At 56.0% G+C, this 16,162-nt stretch carries 22 protein-coding genes and 1 tRNA gene; 16 read left to right on the top strand and 7 right to left on the bottom strand.

The window, feature by feature from the left end; genetic code table 11:
* Nucleotides 1-9: 9 nt before the first annotated feature.
* The 3 genes from HII33_RS09290 to HII33_RS09280 all read left to right on the top strand — a co-directional run bounded on the left by HII33_RS09290 (nt 10) and on the right by HII33_RS09280 (nt 1,489).
* Complete coding sequence (locus tag HII33_RS09290) at nt 10-537, top strand: adenine phosphoribosyltransferase (protein ID WP_179395520.1); 528 nt, start codon at nt 10-12, stop codon at nt 535-537.
* 107 nt (nt 538-644) lie between these two features.
* Nucleotides 645-1,157 (top strand): Cys-tRNA(Pro) deacylase, encoded by a 513-nt coding sequence (ybaK, locus tag HII33_RS09285; RefSeq protein WP_179395519.1) that lies wholly within the window; start codon nt 645-647, stop codon nt 1,155-1,157.
* A gap of 11 nt (nt 1,158-1,168) precedes the next feature.
* Nucleotides 1,169-1,489: a DUF960 domain-containing protein gene (locus HII33_RS09280; protein ID WP_179395518.1), complete on the top strand. Its 321-nt coding sequence runs from the start codon at nt 1,169-1,171 to the stop codon at nt 1,487-1,489.
* A 95-nt stretch (nt 1,490-1,584) separates the two neighbouring features.
* Here HII33_RS09280 and HII33_RS09275 read toward each other — a convergent pair whose 3' ends face one another.
* The 3 genes from HII33_RS09275 to HII33_RS09265 form a co-directional block, all read right to left on the bottom strand.
* Nucleotides 1,585-1,995, bottom strand: a complete 411-nt coding sequence (locus HII33_RS09275) for a hypothetical protein (RefSeq protein WP_179395517.1) — start codon at nt 1,993-1,995, stop codon at nt 1,585-1,587.
* 269 nt (nt 1,996-2,264) lie between these two features.
* Entirely contained in the window at nt 2,265-2,432 is a 168-nt protein-coding gene (locus HII33_RS09270; protein ID WP_179395516.1) for a hypothetical protein, read from the bottom strand.
* The gene (locus HII33_RS09265) at nt 2,429-2,809 is read right to left on the bottom strand and encodes a hypothetical protein (protein ID WP_179395515.1); all 381 of its coding nucleotides are present in this window, start codon (nt 2,807-2,809) and stop codon (nt 2,429-2,431) included. Before HII33_RS09265 ends, HII33_RS09270 begins: the two co-directional genes overlap by 4 nt.
* Nucleotides 2,810-2,942: 133 nt before the next feature.
* On the opposite strand from HII33_RS09265, the gene HII33_RS09260 reads away from it, so the two are divergent.
* The 4 genes from HII33_RS09260 to HII33_RS09245 all read left to right on the top strand — a co-directional run bounded on the left by HII33_RS09260 (nt 2,943) and on the right by HII33_RS09245 (nt 5,204).
* A tRNA-Ser gene (locus HII33_RS09260) sits at nt 2,943-3,030 on the top strand.
* Nucleotides 3,031-3,366: 336 nt separating this feature from the next.
* Entirely contained in the window at nt 3,367-4,125 is a 759-nt protein-coding gene (locus HII33_RS09255) for a class I SAM-dependent methyltransferase (RefSeq protein WP_179395514.1), read from the top strand.
* Between the two features lie 190 nt (nt 4,126-4,315).
* Nucleotides 4,316-4,987 (top strand): type II toxin-antitoxin system death-on-curing family toxin, encoded by a 672-nt coding sequence (locus tag HII33_RS09250; protein WP_179395513.1) that lies wholly within the window; start codon nt 4,316-4,318, stop codon nt 4,985-4,987.
* A gap of 43 nt (nt 4,988-5,030) precedes the next feature.
* Nucleotides 5,031-5,204 (top strand): hypothetical protein, encoded by a 174-nt coding sequence (locus HII33_RS09245; protein ID WP_179395512.1) that lies wholly within the window; start codon nt 5,031-5,033, stop codon nt 5,202-5,204.
* 40 nt (nt 5,205-5,244) lie between these two features.
* On the opposite strand, the gene HII33_RS09240 is transcribed toward HII33_RS09245, so the two are convergent.
* Nucleotides 5,245-5,838 (bottom strand): GNAT family N-acetyltransferase, encoded by a 594-nt coding sequence (locus HII33_RS09240; protein WP_179395511.1) that lies wholly within the window; start codon nt 5,836-5,838, stop codon nt 5,245-5,247.
* Nucleotides 5,839-6,328: 490 nt separating this feature from the next.
* Here HII33_RS09240 and HII33_RS09235 point away from each other — a divergent pair, with 490 nt between their 5' ends.
* Together HII33_RS09235 and HII33_RS09230 are read left to right on the top strand one after the other, a co-directional pair.
* Entirely contained in the window at nt 6,329-7,078 is a 750-nt protein-coding gene (locus tag HII33_RS09235; RefSeq protein WP_179395510.1) for a methyltransferase domain-containing protein, read from the top strand.
* Nucleotides 7,079-7,096: 18 nt separating this feature from the next.
* Nucleotides 7,097-7,618, top strand: a complete 522-nt coding sequence (locus tag HII33_RS09230; protein WP_179395509.1) for an AAA family ATPase — start codon at nt 7,097-7,099, stop codon at nt 7,616-7,618.
* A 143-nt stretch (nt 7,619-7,761) separates the two neighbouring features.
* On the opposite strand, the gene HII33_RS09225 is transcribed toward HII33_RS09230, so the two are convergent.
* Together HII33_RS09225 and HII33_RS09220 are read right to left on the bottom strand one after the other, a co-directional pair.
* Nucleotides 7,762-8,169, bottom strand: coding sequence for a hypothetical protein (locus tag HII33_RS09225; RefSeq protein WP_179395508.1), 408 nt, complete (start codon nt 8,167-8,169; stop codon nt 7,762-7,764).
* A complete protein-coding gene (locus tag HII33_RS09220; RefSeq protein WP_179395507.1) occupies nt 8,162-8,395 on the bottom strand; it encodes a hypothetical protein in 234 nt (77 codons plus the stop codon). Before HII33_RS09220 ends, HII33_RS09225 begins: the two co-directional genes overlap by 8 nt.
* 148 nt (nt 8,396-8,543) lie before the next feature.
* On the opposite strand from HII33_RS09220, the gene HII33_RS09215 reads away from it, so the two are divergent.
* The 7 genes from HII33_RS09215 (at nt 8,544) to HII33_RS09185 (ending at nt 14,620) form a co-directional block, all read left to right on the top strand.
* Nucleotides 8,544-9,050, top strand: coding sequence for a DUF3013 family protein (locus HII33_RS09215; protein WP_179395506.1), 507 nt, complete (start codon nt 8,544-8,546; stop codon nt 9,048-9,050).
* 14 nt (nt 9,051-9,064) lie between these two features.
* Complete coding sequence (gene prmA, locus HII33_RS09210) at nt 9,065-10,015, top strand: 50S ribosomal protein L11 methyltransferase (RefSeq protein ID WP_179395505.1); 951 nt, start codon at nt 9,065-9,067, stop codon at nt 10,013-10,015.
* Complete coding sequence (locus HII33_RS09205; protein ID WP_179395504.1) at nt 10,012-10,752, top strand: RsmE family RNA methyltransferase; 741 nt, start codon at nt 10,012-10,014, stop codon at nt 10,750-10,752. The genes prmA and HII33_RS09205 overlap by 4 nt, the downstream gene beginning before the upstream one ends.
* Entirely contained in the window at nt 10,753-11,082 is a 330-nt protein-coding gene (locus HII33_RS09200) for a hypothetical protein (RefSeq protein WP_179395503.1), read from the top strand.
* A gap of 184 nt (nt 11,083-11,266) precedes the next feature.
* Complete coding sequence (locus HII33_RS09195) at nt 11,267-13,495, top strand: RelA/SpoT family protein (RefSeq protein WP_179395502.1); 2,229 nt, start codon at nt 11,267-11,269, stop codon at nt 13,493-13,495.
* Between the two features lie 50 nt (nt 13,496-13,545).
* Nucleotides 13,546-14,001: a D-aminoacyl-tRNA deacylase gene (gene dtd, locus HII33_RS09190; protein WP_179395501.1), complete on the top strand. Its 456-nt coding sequence runs from the start codon at nt 13,546-13,548 to the stop codon at nt 13,999-14,001.
* On the top strand, nt 13,991-14,620 hold the full coding sequence (locus HII33_RS09185; protein WP_179395500.1) for an HAD hydrolase-like protein: 630 nt from the start codon (nt 13,991-13,993) through the stop codon (nt 14,618-14,620). Before dtd ends, HII33_RS09185 begins: the two co-directional genes overlap by 11 nt.
* A 60-nt stretch (nt 14,621-14,680) precedes the next feature.
* Here the strand turns inward: HII33_RS09185 and HII33_RS09180 are convergent, their stop codons facing one another.
* Nucleotides 14,681-16,003 (bottom strand): N-acetylmuramoyl-L-alanine amidase family protein, encoded by a 1,323-nt coding sequence (locus HII33_RS09180; RefSeq protein WP_179395499.1) that lies wholly within the window; start codon nt 16,001-16,003, stop codon nt 14,681-14,683.
* Nucleotides 16,004-16,162: the final 159 nt, after the last annotated feature.

Genomic DNA, 16,162 nt, shown 5'->3' with positions numbered 1-16,162 from the left:
GCAATAAGCATGGCAATCAACTTCAAAGACTATATCGCCAACGTTCCGGATTTTCCGGAGCCGGGGATCATTTTTCGCGATATCTCACCCCTGATGCAAGACGGCAAGGCCTTCGCCGCCGCCACCGATGAGATCGTCGAGTACGCTAAAGACAAAGGGGTCGAGATGGTCGTCGGGCCCGAAGCCCGCGGCTTCATCGTCGGCTGCCCAGTGGCCTACAAGCTCGGCGTCGGCTTCGCTCCGGCCCGCAAAAAAGGCAAGCTGCCGCGGGCGACGATCAGCGCGAGCTATGACCTGGAGTACGGCCAGGCGACCCTATACCTGCATAAAGACGCGATCCGACCAGGCCAGCGGGTGCTGGTCTGTGACGACCTGCTGGCGACCGGCGGCACGTTGGCTGCGACCATCGAGTTAGTCGAAAAGCTGGGTGGTATCGTCGTCGGGACGGCCTTCTTGGTCGAACTCTCTGACCTACACGGGCGCGACAAGCTCAAAGGCCACGACGTGTTCACCCTGACCACTTACCAGGGCAAGTGAGTGCAACCGGTCATGACAATGCGTCGTGGCCGGTTTTTGGCTTCGCCGTTCCGCGAATTTGCACCCATGGCCCCCGAGTGAGAAGATAGAGTTGGAGGATCATCAGAATGGCGAAGAAGAAAAAAGACGAGAAGACGCTCGTCGAGAAGATGCTCGACAAGGCGAAGATCCCGTACACCCCGTATGAGTTCCCAACGCATGCCGAAGGGGACGTGGCCCAGCTGACCGTCGAACACCTCGGCGTGCCGGAGCACCGGATCTATAAAACGCTGGTGCTGACCGGCAATAAAACGGGGCCGCTAGTCGGAGTCGTGCCGCTGGATCGCCACCTTGACTACAAGAAGCTGAGCGCCGCTTCGGGCAACAAGAAGGTGGGGATGGTCCCGTTGCGTGACCTCGTCGCGACCACAGGCTATGAGCACGGCGCTAACACCCCGATCGGGATCCACGCGACCCACCGCTACCCGATCTTCATCGACACCGAAGCGCAAGCGGAAGCGGAGATCCTGGTTTCGGCCGGTAAGATCGGGCGCTCCGTCGGTGTCGCCCCCGAGACGCTCGCCACGTTCGTTGCGGCGCGCTTCGCAGACATCACGGCGCTGACAGAACAAGCTGAATGAGGGAGGCCTTTATGTTTACCACCGATCACAGTCGCTTTGCGACATATGGCGTCATTGCCCAGCTCCCAGGGGAGATCATCGACAGTCTCTGGTTGATCATCGATCAGAATCTGACCGGGGTCGTCCCGCTGGGGCAGCTCTTGCGGTTCGACCTGCTCAACACCAAAGGCAAGCTCACCGTCGCGTTCTCGCAGGAAGGGGACGAGACGCAGATCGCGATCGATCTACCGTTCGACTACGACCCCGCGTACCCCGGCACGGTCATGGCTTACGATGACGGGCACGCCCAGACCATCTTGCTCCCAACAGAGGCCAAAGGCGGCCAGAACTGACAAACCGGCTCGGACAACATGTCCGGGCCGGTTTCTTTTGGGGTGTCAGGGGTCACCGTGCGTCTCCCCCCAGAGGCGCGTGGTGAAGCCGGTTGCTAGCAGGCGGCAACGTCGATCTGTGAAAAGGCAGCGTCGATCTCCGCGCGGGCCTGCTCCTGCTGGGAGAGGCCGGCATTGAAGAGCGTTGCGTCCAGGTTGTCAGGCTCGATCGCCATCAGCGTCAGGGTGACGCCTTTTTTGATCCCCTGCAGGCCATCGATCAGTGTCCGGTTGAAATCCTCGTAACCGTGCGGGGCGCTGAGCTTGGCGCACTGGTCGACGAAACGGTTGAAGCGCAAAATATTTTTACTCAAGTACAGGCGGATCCGCTCGAAGCTCTCGCTCGCGTAGCAGTTCCCTTTTTCAATATTTTTGCAGGTGTGGTGATACTCTTTGAAAACCGTTTCGAAGACGAGCAGCCGTTCCAACTCCTGGTTCACACGCGCGACGTATTGGTCTTTTAGCATCAGTAGATCCTCCTTGCTCACGAATTAACTTAACTTACGAGACTAATTGTAGCACTTGCAAAACTAATCGTCAATATAATCAATAAAGAAAAATAAAAATTCGTTTGTTATATTAAACATTAATCGTAACCGCTGCCATTTTTAGCCGATTGGGGTTGCATAGAACCCAAAACTTCTCACCAGTCTTTGAGTGCCGTGAGCAGCCAGAGCCGTTCACAGGGTGACCAATAAAAAAACACTGACGCTCGGCGTCAGTGTGAAGGGGTAGGTCAGGGGTGTTTGGGCGGCTGCGGCTTAGGCGTTCGCCGAAGGTGCTTGAAGACGTCTTGCACCTTTTGAAAGTGCGCGGGGTCCGCCTGGGCCTGCTTGACCATCTGCGCGAAGTCATAAGGGCGCGGGCCATCATCGTTTTGGGGGTGCTTATTGAACCAGCTCATTGTGAGACCTCCATCTGCGCTGCGCGTGGGCGGCGGTATGTCAGGATCGACAAGACGGCACCGGCGTGAATGAATGCCGTGACGACCATGTAGTTCGGGACCAGGGCGTAGGCGATGAACGCCCACAAGCACAGCGTGTTCGCGACAAGCAGGCGATCGCGCCGCAGGGATAGCACGAACGCGACGAGGTGCGCCGCGCCGCCGAGGAGACTCAGCCACCACCAGTGCGGCTCCCAGGTCATCAGGAGCTGACCAAAGGCAGCGGGGGAGAACCCAGTCGCCAGCGTCCGAATCCCCGCGACGACGATCACGACCAGCGTAAACCCGAGATAAAGCAGGCTGAGCCCTGCGACCACTTTGACGACCGATATCTTCACTGCTGACCCCTCCAATTCGTCTAGTTCTCAGTATACCGGCTTGACCAGCAAAAACAAATCCAGATTTAGTGCTTTGCAAAAAAACAAAAATTTGCTATACTGAGTCCTGTTGTGATGCCAGACACCGCATCATGGAGAGTTGGCAGAGTGGTAATGCAACGGACTCGAAATCCGTCGAACCGGCTAATACCGGCGCGCAGGTTCAAATCCTGTACTCTCCTTTCGTAGCGCTTTGTTGCTTCCCGTTGAACCCTGAAAAGCCTGACATATAGGCGTTTCGGGGTTTTTGTTTTCCGTTGTTTTGCGTTGCTTTTAAAATCAGAGTGCACAAATAGTGCTTTCAAACGGCGTTTTAAGTCAGGCCTGATGCTTTTGCCTACCGCCCGCACGAAATGATTGTCTTGTACGGGATATCCTCGACTGTTCTATAGGGGTCGCCTGCTTGACCATTACTCCCTGTAAAAGTCCTACTCAAGACCGTTGTAGGTATGCGAGTACTCTGTTACTATCTCTGCAATGGTTAACAGACATTTGAAACAAAAAGATGGGGGAATACTATGGCTAAGCCTAAGTACAACACATGGATTCGAAGAAAACGAATTATTATCTTCTTAGTAATCAGCCTGTCTATCTTACTTGGGGCCGGAGTTTTAGCAAGCCAGTCTAGATACTTTTGGCTTCTGGGCCTGCTATCACTGCCATTCATCTACATCACAGTTGTGCTAAGCGTGACGTATTATCAGTTCTCCAGTAACGGAGGCGGCTATCAAGCCAAAATTCATACACTGGTTGCCTCACAGCTTCGTCAAGATCATAAGCACGTACTAGATATCGGTACTGGTAGCGGCGCACTTGCGATTGAGATCGCGCAGCAAGATTCACACGTTGCTGTTACGGGTATTGATTCTTGGTCGAAAAATTGGGAGTACTCAAAGCAACAATGCGAACGTAACGCTCAGTTGATGGGGGTCTCTGAGCAAACGCGTTTCCAAAAAGCGAGTGCGGCCAAGTTGCCATTTTCTGACAACAGTTTTGACGCTGTCGTCAGTGTCCTGACTTTTCATGAAGTGACTTCTGTTCAAAACAAGGTTGCTTTGATTAACGAAGCGCTTCGTGTCCTCAGTCCAAATGGTGAGTTTGTTTTTCTTGATCTCTTCCGAAATGATTCAATCTTTGGTGACTTATCAACACTAACTGCGACATTCAATGCTTCAACCGTCCAGATATTACCGCTAGAAGACTGTCTGCAACTTCCCGCCATATTGAGATCAAAACACGCCTTGTACTATGCAGCTATCATAAAAGGGGTTAAGTAATGCCGTGATTGCTGGGTACGGGAAGACTGCCTCCAAATGGATGTCATTACCTCTCCGATGATGGACCTAGCATTGGAGAGTGGGTTCAACCGTTTGGCGAACCACATCATTCTACCGGACGGGTTCACCTTAGCAAGGAGCAGAATGAGATTTACAAACTAAGCAGCGGCGTATTTTAAGAGGTGAATGTATGAAATTTGTCAAGTGTATGAACTTCACGCAAGAGCAGCTAGATGCCATTTCAAGGGCATTATACAACGACTATAGTCCAAAATACGGTAGTGATCATCAGTACCTAATTGGTGCGTATTTACGTGACGGCGCATACTTTGTAGAAGTGAAAGTGGACAATCAGATTAAAGAGACATTTCATTTAGTAATTTCAAACTACGCACTCGGACTCAGCGAGCAACTGCTACAAATCATTAACAAGAAGGCTGAGTTAATGTTTCGTGAAGAATTGTTCTACGGTGTCAAAGATGAGGGAACGCTTAGTGCTATTATCTCAAGCATTATGGGCTCGTTTGCCGGCCAGCAGTTCTATCCGGGAATCGTCAAAAAAGCGACGATGTACTGGTACAAGATCGCAACTTCGCAAGTTTTTCATAACGGGAACAAACGAACTGCTCTGCTTAGTGCCCTTTATATGTTGAATTACAATGGGTTTTCACTCCGTCGAGTTGACGGCAATGAACTATATAGAATTAGTGTACAGGTAGCCAAGAAGGAATTGAGCGCTGAGCAACTAGAGGACTTCATCCTTCGAAATTTAACGCTTAACTATTTCGACTCCGAACAAGCAGCAAATGAAAATAGATGGGCGATCGATATGAATATCCGAGTTGACAATCCAAATGCTTAGCGTATGATATATTTCAACAGAAGTTAGAAACGGAGGTCGAATCATGCAAAATCTGCAAACAAAAATCAGCGCCGAGTTAATCGCAAAGATTGATAAGAACGCAAAGTATCAAGCTGAATTTGACCAACCCGATCAAAAACAGTTTGAGAGAGATCTTGATAAGATGCTGCAAGATGAACAGATTAAGCAAGCAATGCTACTCTTGGCGGATGCTTGATTAAGGAAACACTCAAATTAGATGAGGATATACCCCACAGTTAATCGCGCTGTGGGGTATTGTTCTCCAGGGGTTCCACCTTGTGCTCTGGGTACATGTGCCAATATTTTAAGTACCGGCGATCCTCGTTCCCATCGCGGTTCAACAGGTACAGTCGAAAGTGGACCGGCAGATTCTTAGGTTGCCACTGCTCAAGATAGGTGTACTGATAAGTCATGCCTAGGCGGCGCATTACCGCGCCACTCTTCGGATTATTCACGTCATGCGTAGCGGTGAGGTACGGGTAATCGGCCACGGGGAGCGCCGCAATCAGTGCCAGGCTGGCCTCAGTCATGTACCCATGACCCCACGCACTTGGAAGCATGCCATACCCGAAATCATGGCTTTCACTTGCTTCTGCATGCACATAGCCAATCGCTTTGTTTGACTCTTTCAGGCACACTGCCAGCTGCTCGCCGTCTGGTGCATCGAGGTATTGATCGTGTAGCATCTGCAAAGCCGAATCAATAGTTGCCGGTGCAAACCACGGTAAGAAGCGGTTTACATCAAGGTTTCTTTGAATCGCGTAAAATTCGGGTATGTCAGTCTCGGTGAATGGTCGTAAAATGAGCCGTACTGTATTTATGATTGTCATAATCGGTTACTCCTTTAACATAAAGTCTATCAGACGACAGGCTGGCTGATCCAATCACTGATGGCAAAAATCTTCGCGATGAATGAGAAACGGTCGCCAGCCAGGACGACCAACCAAGTATATCCGCGAGCCAATTCAGTACCACTTCATCCAAATTCAGCTGATTTCAACCGTTCCAATCGCCTAAAGAATGGCCGTGCATCAACAATTAGACGTCATTCAAACCGTTAGATGACAACTCGAAATCCGTTGAACCGGCTAATACCGGCGCGCAGGTTCAAATCCTGTACGCTTCCTATTCATTGATTGTAGCGCCTCGTAAACGTTGACCTGCCAGGGTTTTCGACGTTTGCGAGGCGTTTTTTTCGATTGCGCTTGATTTCCCAACGAAACCGCCCTTGATCGTTCATTGTTTCGGTCGTCGAAAAGCATTACAATCTGACTGATCATATCGTCAAGTTGAAACGATCAGAACACGAGGGGAAACCAAATGGATCAAGTTGAAGAATGGCTGGCTGAAAGCCAGTTGGCGATGCATGGGTGGGATTTCAGCCACCTGGACGGTCGTTGGGCCAATGAGCAGCTGCCTTGGCGTTATCGAGATTTGGTTCAAGCTAACCTCGAGGACGAGCTGATGTGGCTTGATGTCGATACGGGCGGGGGGGAGTTGATGGACAGCTTCAATCATCCCGCAAGCCAAACTGTCGTCACGGAGGGCTGGGGCCCTAACCTCAAACTGCTGCGCGAGAAGTATGCGGCTTCTGGGGTGACGGTGATCGCTGACCAAGGTGAAGACCTCTCGAACGTTCCCGATAATCATTTCGATATCGTCACCAATAGTCATGGCGCCTTGCCCGTTCAGGAGACCGTGAACAAGTTGCGCCCTGGCGGCCTTTTCGTCACCCAGCAGGTCGGGGCCACCAATAATTTTGCGTTATCCCGATTTCTAGATCCCACTTACAGTCCGGCATACCCAGACAATACGTTGCTCGATGCCTGTGCGCGCCTGCAAAAGGCGGGCATGCACATCGCGCAACAAGACGCAGCGTTTAGCAAGATGAGTTTCTTCGACGTGGGCGCGATCGTGTATTATGCAACGGTGATCCCTTGGGAGTTCCCGCACTTCTCTGTCAGGGCGTGCTTGCCCCGGCTACAGCAATTAGATCAGCTGATCGAAACACAAGGTAGTATTTCAACGTTTGAAGATCGGTTCATGATCGTTGCGAGAAAACCGGTTTAAACCAGGGGAGGGACGGGAATGGCGCGCAAAAAGTTGATCCTGATCGGTGGCACAATGGGGATTGGCAAAACCACCATCGGCCAGTATCTAGTCGCAAAGCGGTTGGATCATGCCGTATTTCTCGACGGGGACTGGTGTTGGGCCATGCACCCTTGGGTCTTCAACGAAGAGAACAAGGCAATGGTGCTGCGCAATATTCAGTTCTTGCTGAATTCGTTCATCGCCAACAGCTCATTCGACAATATTGTGTTCGTGTGGGTCATGCATCAACAAGCGATCATCGATGATCTGGTGGCTGGGCTTCACGGTGACTACGACTTGTATTCGTTCTCGCTCACCGCAACCGAGGCCGAGCTGACGAAGCGGTTCAGCCGAGATGTTGATGCAGGCATTCGCGATCAAACCGCGCTTCAAGGCGCGATCGATCGGCTCAAGATGTATCAAGCGGTCAAGTCGATCAAGGTCGATGTCTCAGGCCGAGATTACCCCGAAACCGCCGATATCATGATCAATGAGATTCAAAAGGGCGCGGATCGATGAATTGACTTTCCGTTAGACGTCAAGCATGCTGAACGAAAAAACGGCGACCGATCTCGGTCGCCGCGCAGTTTTCTGCTCAGGTACGTGGTAAGGATGCGGGCAGACGCTCAGAAACACCTGTTTGTGACGGTGGGACGTATCGCTCACACCAGTGCGTCCAGCTGCTTCAGGGCTTTTTCCGCGTCCAGCAAGCCGACCGAGTAGACGAGGGTGCCGACTTCGGTCCGGGTGTTGATGTATTTGATCACCACGGGGCCGCTAGTCGTCTCCAGAGTCAAGAAGAGGTGATACATCTCCTTGGTCCCCGGTGTCGTGATGCCCATGATCCCCGCATCGCCAAAGAGCGTGTTGTCGATCAGGGCGGGATGATTACCATCAGAGGCCACAATCACGCGGTCGTCGATCGTCAGACGGTAGCCCTGAATCTCCGCGACGGGGATGTAGCGGTGACCGAACGGGGCTCGGGCGACGCGGACGACGCCTCGCGTGCGGTCGAGTTCGAAGTAGCGGTCGGGTAATTCGGCGTGAAACTCTGGGTAGCGGTCAAACATGGTCTGCCTCCGTCTTTAGGGTCGTGAGCGCTTCAACGAGCATGGCCTCAGTGAAGGCACGGACCTCAGCCAGCATGAAGGTCGTCTGTGAAGCCAGGTCGGCGTCAGGCGCTTGTTCCTGCCAAGCGGCCACGCGTTGGCGTAGTTGCCCCTCGGTGAAGTCGCGGGCGACGACGCGGTCCGCGGCGTCTGCGATCAGGGCATGTAGTTCGGTTGGGTCGGTCACATGATCATCTCCTAGCGTCTATACCGCCATTATAGCGGAAACAGTGACGGGTTTCACTTTGCCTCGGCGTGATTCTACGATATGATGGATTCAGCCGGGCGGTGAGCCGCCCCCACAATGACTGGTCAACGACTAGAGGAGAAACGACATGAGCAAGGACAAAGAGACGAACATGCTGGACTATATCGGCGACAAGATGGATGCATTGGACTTTGACGGTGACTTGGATCTGAACTGGGACAAAGAAGCCCACGTGATGGAAGTCGAGCTGACCATGTATGTCGACGCGGCCGAGGGGTTCGAGGTCGAAGACCAAGACGGTCAGACCGTCGACGCAGGCGGTGAGGTCGACTACTCCGATGCCCTCTTGTTCTTTGATGAGACGCGCATGAACGGGGCGGATTACGCGGAGAACTACCTGGCGACCGTCGGCTTCAACGGTAAAAAAGGGATCGAGCAGGCTAAGGTGGACGCGCTGTTCATCGTGTTGCAGGCCCTGCTTGACGACGGTCAAAGCGACCTGTTCGACTTTGTCGACGGGACTAGCGATGCGGAGACGTTCGAGCTGACGTTCGACCAGGCGCGCTTCGACGCGACCTATGCCGATCAACCCGCGGCGGCCAAAGCAACGTTCTTGCCTTACCCGAAGTACTGATAGGAGTGACGACGATGGATCAGTGGTTCGCGATCACTGTGGAGACGAGTACGGCCGCCGTCGAGGCCGTCGCCAATGCGCTGATGACCCTTGGCGCAGGTGGGGTGCAGATCGACGACGCCGCGGATTGGACGACGGCCAGTGTTAGCGAGACCGGTGACTGGTTCGATCCGACGACGATCACTCACCGTACGGAAGGCGCCGGGGTCACCGGTTTTTTCCCGCCGACAAGCAACGTGACCGAACTGCGTCACGACTTGCAGAACCTGATCGCGCAGTTACCCAGCTTCGGGCTCGCCCCGGGCGCGGGGACGGTGACGGTCGACGGGCTCAATGAAGCGGACTGGGCCAACGAGTGGAAGAAGTACTATCAGCCCCTTCGCATCACACGGTACCTGACGATCGTGCCGGAATGGCTGACCTACTCGCCCGCGCAGGCGGGGGAGCAGTTGATCCGGCTTGACCCCGGGATGGCGTTTGGCACCGGGAACCACCCGACCACGGCGCTGATGCTCCAGTTGTTAGAAAGCGTGATCCGCGGCGGTGAGACGATGATCGATGTCGGCACCGGCTCCGGGGTGCTCGCGTTGGCTGCGCGGCTGCTGGGGGTCACGCAGGTGCTGGCGACTGATGTCGATGACGTTGCGGTCACCAACGCGCAGGCGAACCTGGCGCTGAACCCCGCCATCGATGGGATCGAAATCGTCGCTAACGACTTGCTGAGCGGGATCGACGCGCAGGCCGACCTGATCGCAGCCAACATCCTCGCCGAGGTCTTGCTGCCGCTGATCCCCCAGGTGCCAGCGCGGCTAGCGCCGAAGGGTCAACTACTGCTGAGCGGGATCTACTATGATAAGTTGGCGGCGGTTGAAGCGGCCTTAGACGCGCAACAGCTCACTGTGACGCGACGCTGGCAACAAGGTGACTGGTACGGGCTGGTCGCCCGCAAGGCGGTGGTGGAATGAATCGCTTCTTCACGCAGCAGCCACTAGCGGTGGGCCAGGCCGTGACGCTGAGTCCTGAGATCGCCAAGCATGCGGTGCGGGTCTTGCGCCTCGACGTCGGCGCTGCGGTCGAGCTGGTCGATCCGAATGCCCAGGTCTTCGTCGCAACGATCGAAGCGACGGCGCCGCTGCGCGTGGTGGTCGCGTCAACCGTGGCGACGCGCAGCGAGCTGCCAATCGCGGTGCAGATCTGCTGTGGGGTGCCGAAGGGCGACAAGGCAGAGCTGATCGTTCAAAAAGCCACGGAACTCGGCGTGCAACGCGTCTCGTTTTATAACAGCCAGTGGGCGACAGCGAAGTGGCAGGCGCCCAAGGCGGACAAGAAGCTTGCCCGGTTGCAGTTGATCGCACAAGGCGCGGCGGAGCAGAGCCACCGAGCGCATATCCCGGTGGTCGAGCTCGTCAGTTTTCAGGCGATTCTGGCGGCGAAAGCAGATTCCAAGCTGATTGCCTACGAAAAAAGTGCTAAAATTGGTGAAACCAGTGCCCTTGTTCAGGCAGTCACGCAGCGCCCACAGACGCTGGTCGCGGTGTTCGGGCCCGAAGGCGGGATCAGTCCCGCCGAGATCACGGCACTGACTGCCGCCGGGTTCACAGCGGCTGGCCTTGGCCCGCGGATCTTGCGGACAGAGACGGCACCACTATATCTGCTCAGTGCGATCTCAACGCTGACAGAGTTGCAGGGAGAGAACAACTAGATGACGACATTCTTCACATGGGTACAGACATACCGCGGCCGGATCATCGCGCTCAGCGTGCTCAACACCTTGATCTTGCCATGGGTCTTCACGGGGTTACATGTGCACGTGGCGATCCGCGTTGCCGTGCTTTTCATCCTGCTCAACTTGACGCTGGCGTTTTGGATCGGCCGCTGGCTCGCTAAGGGTCACCTCGCGTGGTGGTACAGCCTGTGCTTGCCGCTGCTATTCGGCTTCATGGTCTGGTTCCGATTCGCGGATTACGGCTACTGGTTCATGCTGATCTACTGGGTGGTCACGATGCTCAGTAACACCAAAGAGGTTCAATGAGAGGCGCGGGCGACCGCGCTTTTTTCAATGCGCTGGGCGGGGTGAAAAACGGTTGCGCAGTACCACAGTGCGGGCCGATGCGGTATAATAACAACTAATATCGTCGAGTCACCGCGCTGATGGCGCAAGAGCCCGCGACAGCTGCTGCTACGCGCCGGCGGTCGCGGAGAGGGGGATTAACACAATGGCAGAAGAACCAGAGTTGACGCAAGATCAAGTCATGGCGATGTGTGAGACCTACATGAATGACGAGCACCTCGCATTCGTCAAGAAGGCCTACGACTTCGCGGCGTATGTCCACAAGGAGCAGCACCGCAAATCCGGGGAGCCGTACATCATCCACCCGATCCAAGTCGCCGGCATTCTCGCCAATCTACGGATGGATCCGGTCACAGTCGCCAGTGGCTACCTGCACGATGTGGTCGAGGACACCAACATCACGCTCGGTGACATTCAAGAAGTGTTCGGCAAGGAAACCGCGATCATCGTTGACGGCTTGACCAAGCTGTCGAAGGTCACCTATGTTGCCCACAAGGACGAGCTGGCCGAGAACCACCGCAAGATGCTGCTGGCGATGGCACAGGACATGCGGGTGATCTTGGTCAAGTTGGCCGATCGGCTGCACAACATGCGCACCCTGATGCATTTGCGCCCAGACAAGCAGCGACGCATCGCGAATGAAACGCTGGAGATCTACGCACCGTTAGCTGATCGGCTGGGGATCTCGGCCATCAAGTGGGAGTTAGAGGACCTGAGCCTGCGTTACCTCAACCCCCAGCAGTACTACCGGATCGCCCAGTTGATGAAATCCAAGCGTGGAGAGCGCGAGGCCTACATCGACTCGGCGATCAAAGACATCAACACGGCGCTGGCTGATCTCAACATGAAATACGAGATCTACGGGCGGCCGAAGCACATCTACTCGATCTACAAGAAGATGCGCGACAAGCACAAGCAGTTCGATGAGTTATATGACCTACTGGCGGTCCGTGTGATCACCGAGACGATCAAGGATTGTTACGCGGTGCTCGGCGCGATCCACACTCAGTGGAAGCCGATGCCTGGTCGCTTCAAAGATTACATCGCAATGCCCAAGGCGAACATGTACCAGTCGCTGCACACGACGGTGATCGGGCCTAAGGGCAAGCCACTTGAAGTGCAGATCCGCACCGAAGAGATGCACCATATCGCCGAGTACGGGGTCGCGGCCCACTGGGCTTACAAGGAAGGCCAGACGGATGAGGTCCAGTACGACAACTCCGGCAAGAAGCTCGACTTGTTCCGCGAGATTCTCGAGATCCAAGACGAAAGCAGCGATGCGGCCGACTTCATGGAAAGCGTCAAAGGGGACATCTTCTCCGATCGGGTGTATGTGTTCACGCCGCGTGGCGATGTTTACGAGTTGCCTAAGGGGGCTGGGCCGCTTGATTTTGCCTACCTCGTCCACACCGAGGTCGGCAATAAGTCGGTCGGCGCCAAGGTCAACGGCAAGATCGTGCCGCTGAATTACCAGCTCAAGAACGGCGACATCGTTGAGATGCTGACCAGTACCGGCTCCAAACCGAGCCGCGACTGGATTAACCTGGTCTACACCTCACGGGCGCGCAACAAGATCCGGCGCTACTTCAAGCAAGAAGACAAGGGCGCCAACGCGGAAAAAGGGCGCGATGCGCTTGAGCACGCGCTACAGGACCTGGCCTACACGCCCAAGGACTTCATGGGCGGCAAGGACGCGATGGGTGAGCTGCTTGCGCGGCTGAATTTTGCCAGCGAAGAGGAACTGCTCTCAGCAATCGGCTACGGGGAGTACAGCCCAAAGGTGATCGCCAACCGCCTGACCGAAAAAGCGCGGCGGGAGAAGGAGGCAGCGGACCAAAAGGAGCGCGAAAAAGCGATCCTGGATGCCAACCAGAAGGTCACCACGGTCTCCAAGGAACGTAAACCGACGAGCCGCACCGAAGAAGGCGTCGTGATCGAAGGCGTCGATAACCTGCTGGTCCACCTTGCGAAGTGCTGCAGCCCGGTTCCCGGTGACCCAATCGTTGGCTACGTCACCAAGGGCCGCGGGGTCACCATCCACCGGGCGGACTGCCCGAATGTGTCGGCGAGCGACCCGGCGATGGCTGGCCGGCTGATCGACGTTCAATGGCAGAACCTCAACGATCAGACCCAGCTGTTCGATACCGACTTAGAGATCTACGGTTACAACCGCAACGGGCTGCTGAACGAGGTCCTGCAGACACTGAACGCGCAGAGCAAGAACCTGACAAACATCAACGGGCGCGTCGACCACGACAAGATGGCTGACATTCACGTGACGGTCGGGATCCGCAACCTGGCGCACCTTGATCGCATGATGGATGCGATCAAGAATATCCCCGATATTTACGAAGTCAAACGCAAGCAAGGCTGACACGCGGCGCGCAGGGATGCGCGCCGTTTTGGCGGTACAGGAGGAATGAGATGAAAGCAGTGGTTCAACGCGTCTCAGAAGCCAAGGTCACGATCGACGGGATCGTCCATGGGCAGATCGGGACTGGGTTCATGGTGCTACTGGGGGTCGGCCCGCATGATACCGGTGCGGATGTCGACTACCTGGTCAACAAGATCAGTAAGCTACGCGTCTTTGCAGACGATGCGGGCAAAATGAACCGGTCGTTGGCACAGGTCGGCGGGGCGGTGCTCGCGATCTCACAATTCACGCTTTACGCGGACACCCGCAAAGGCAATCGCCCAAGCTTCACCGATGCGGCGGCACCAGCCCTGGGCGCGCACCTCTACCAAGCGTTCATCACCGGCTTGCAAGACGCTGGCCTGCCGGTCGAGACGGGTCGCTTCGGCGCCGACATGCAGGTCTCGCTGACCAACGATGGGCCAGTCACGATCCTTTTTGATACGGAGGCGCAACATGCTGGTTAACGCGATCTGGGACCTCGATGGGACACTGTTTGACACCTACCCGGAGATGGTCACCGCCTTGCATGCCGTGTTGACGGCGCAAGGGGTGACGATCAGCCAAGCGGCACTCTTGGTCGCGATCAAGCGCGAGTCGATCCAAACGACAGTCACCAACTATGCTCAGCAATTGGGTGTGCCCATTCAGGGTCTGCTCGAAGCGTATCATGCCCTTGAACGGCAGACGGTGATGACCGCCCGCCCATATCCAGAGGCCAGAATGGTCCTTGAGGCGGTCAAGGCGGCCGGTGGCCATAACCTACTGATGACGCACCGCGACCGGTCGGCGTGGGCGCTCCTGCAACAGGCCGGGCTTCGTGATCTGTTTCTTGATGGGGTGACCAGTGAACTCGCGTTACCGCGCAAACCGCGCCCGGATGCGATCAATTACCTGCTGCACCAAGATCAGCTGAACCCGGCGCGCACGGCGATGATCGGCGACCGTAAGCTGGATGTGATCGCAGGCCAGGCCGCCGGCGTGACCGGGGTCTACTTCAACGTCGACGGTCTCAATGACGCGCCGATGGCTGATGTATCGATCGATCACCTGCGTGAGCTCGTCCCGCTTTTTTCCGCCAGGTAACGAAAAATACCGTTCCACGCCGCATCAGCAGCGTGGAACGGTATTTTTGGGCAATGCGCCTTACTGGTGATTGCCGGCCTTGAAGTAGGCTTGCAAGCCCTGAACGACAGCGTTGGCGACCTGCTGCTGGTAGCTCGGACTGCTGATGTAAGTGAAGTCTTGATCCGAGTTGATGTAACCCATCTCCATCAAGATCGCCGGCTGCTTGTTGTCGCGAAGGACTTGGTAGTTAGCGAAGGCCGTCTTGCGATTCGTCAGCGTCAGTGAGCGGCCCAAGGCATCATTGACGGCAGTCGCGAGCGGCTTGCTGGTCGCGGCGGTGTAGTAGTAGGTGGTGAAGCCCGACGCGGTGTTGGGGTTCGGCGTCGAGTCGAAGTGAAGTGAGATGAACGCATCGGCATGCAAGGTATTCGACTCGGCCGCGCGCGGGGCGAGGTCGACGAACTTATCGGAATCACGCGTGTACACCACGTTGGCGCCTTGCGCAGACAAGGCGCTCCCGATCACCTTGGCCATCTGTAGCGTGTAGGTCTTCTCGTACTTACCGCCGGTGGACAGCGCACCGGAATCGACGCCGCCGTGCCCGGGGTCAAGCAGAATTGTCGCTTCCGCAAGGGTCGTCGCGGCCTTCGCTGTTTTGCTGCCAGGCGTGGAGACGGTCCAGCTCGCGACGTAGCCGGTCTTGCCGGTGCTGGTCTTGACCTGATACCAGTCGTTGGCCTGACTCAGGACAGTCAGTGTCGCCCCTTTGGCCACCTGGGTGACGACGGGTGCGTTGATCCCAGCCGCTTGGCGCACGTTGGTCGTAATGGTCGTGGTCACGGTGATCGCGCTAGTGGTCGGCGTTGGGGTCTTACGCAGGTAGGTCTGCTGCGGTGCCGCCAGGGTCACCGTCTGGCCAGTCATCTTGATCATGCTGGTGGCGACCCACGCCGCGGTGTTCTTATAGGTGATTTCGGTCCAGCCGTTTTCTTGGTACAGCACGTTGACCTTGGTGTTCGCACTCAGCGATCCAAGGATCTGGGCGCTAGTACTTGCGGTCTGCCGCACGTTGACCGTGCTGGCCGTGGTCGCCACTTTCGCGTGGTCGGTCGTCGCCTCGTTGTGGTCAACGAGCCAGCTCGCGACCCAACCGATCTTGTTGCCCGCCAGGCGAACTTGGTACCAGGAGTTGCGCTCGCCGAGCACGGTCAATTGTGTCCCGCTCGGCACTTGACCCATCGCGTTGTACGAAAGGCCGGGGCCGAGGCGGACGTTCAGCATGCTGGCGCGGACCGTCAGCGTATCGTTGTTCGCCAAAACGGTGGTCGTCGCCAGCGAGATGCCGATCAAAAACGCGAAGGCGGCGATCAGCGGCCAGCGGCGGAGCTGTCTTAGGTGCATGTTATCATCCCCAACAAAAAATTGTCTCTATTGATGATTATACCAAGCCCCCGGCTAAAAAGGGGCGTTTGGACTGATTTTTTGAGGCGAACGCCGGTCGGCGCGTCGCGCGATCAACCGGGCCAAGGGCGGGTGATCATTGGCGGCGACGGCATTGCG

The sequence above is a fragment of the Lacticaseibacillus absianus genome, from assembly GCF_013407595.1.
GTDB classification, from domain to species: domain Bacteria; phylum Bacillota; class Bacilli; order Lactobacillales; family Lactobacillaceae; genus Lacticaseibacillus; species Lacticaseibacillus absianus.
Note: the sequence above shows the minus strand (reverse complement) of the source record. Positions and strands in the feature narration are given on the sequence as shown.

Excerpts from the sequence above, each read along its gene's own strand:
- HII33_RS09240 (WP_179395511.1), bottom strand. The coding sequence starts at position 5,838 with ATGACAATCATAAATACAGTACGGCTCATTTTACGACCATTCACCGAG.
- HII33_RS09230 (WP_179395509.1), top strand. The coding sequence starts at position 7,097 with ATGGCGCGCAAAAAGTTGATCCTGATCGGTGGCACAATGGGGATTGGC.
- HII33_RS09200 (WP_179395503.1), top strand. The coding sequence starts at position 10,753 with ATGACGACATTCTTCACATGGGTACAGACATACCGCGGCCGGATCATC.
- HII33_RS09250 (WP_179395513.1), top strand. The coding sequence starts at position 4,316 with ATGAAATTTGTCAAGTGTATGAACTTCACGCAAGAGCAGCTAGATGCC.
- HII33_RS09235 (WP_179395510.1), top strand. The coding sequence starts at position 6,329 with ATGGATCAAGTTGAAGAATGGCTGGCTGAAAGCCAGTTGGCGATGCAT.
- dtd (WP_179395501.1), top strand. The coding sequence starts at position 13,546 with ATGAAAGCAGTGGTTCAACGCGTCTCAGAAGCCAAGGTCACGATCGAC.
- HII33_RS09180 (WP_179395499.1), bottom strand. The coding sequence starts at position 16,003 with ATGCACCTAAGACAGCTCCGCCGCTGGCCGCTGATCGCCGCCTTCGCG.
- HII33_RS09225 (WP_179395508.1), bottom strand. The coding sequence starts at position 8,169 with ATGTTTGACCGCTACCCAGAGTTTCACGCCGAATTACCCGACCGCTAC.
- HII33_RS09245 (WP_179395512.1), top strand. The coding sequence starts at position 5,031 with ATGCAAAATCTGCAAACAAAAATCAGCGCCGAGTTAATCGCAAAGATT.
- HII33_RS09195 (WP_179395502.1), top strand. The coding sequence starts at position 11,267 with ATGGCAGAAGAACCAGAGTTGACGCAAGATCAAGTCATGGCGATGTGT.
- HII33_RS09290 (WP_179395520.1), top strand. The coding sequence starts at position 10 with ATGGCAATCAACTTCAAAGACTATATCGCCAACGTTCCGGATTTTCCG.
- HII33_RS09215 (WP_179395506.1), top strand. The coding sequence starts at position 8,544 with ATGAGCAAGGACAAAGAGACGAACATGCTGGACTATATCGGCGACAAG.
- prmA (WP_179395505.1), top strand. The coding sequence starts at position 9,065 with ATGGATCAGTGGTTCGCGATCACTGTGGAGACGAGTACGGCCGCCGTC.
- ybaK (WP_179395519.1), top strand. The coding sequence starts at position 645 with ATGGCGAAGAAGAAAAAAGACGAGAAGACGCTCGTCGAGAAGATGCTC.
- HII33_RS09205 (WP_179395504.1), top strand. The coding sequence starts at position 10,012 with ATGAATCGCTTCTTCACGCAGCAGCCACTAGCGGTGGGCCAGGCCGTG.
- HII33_RS09185 (WP_179395500.1), top strand. The coding sequence starts at position 13,991 with ATGCTGGTTAACGCGATCTGGGACCTCGATGGGACACTGTTTGACACC.
- HII33_RS09280 (WP_179395518.1), top strand. The coding sequence starts at position 1,169 with ATGTTTACCACCGATCACAGTCGCTTTGCGACATATGGCGTCATTGCC.
- HII33_RS09255 (WP_179395514.1), top strand. The coding sequence starts at position 3,367 with ATGGCTAAGCCTAAGTACAACACATGGATTCGAAGAAAACGAATTATT.
- HII33_RS09270 (WP_179395516.1), bottom strand. The coding sequence starts at position 2,432 with ATGAGCTGGTTCAATAAGCACCCCCAAAACGATGATGGCCCGCGCCCT.
- HII33_RS09275 (WP_179395517.1), bottom strand. The coding sequence starts at position 1,995 with ATGCTAAAAGACCAATACGTCGCGCGTGTGAACCAGGAGTTGGAACGG.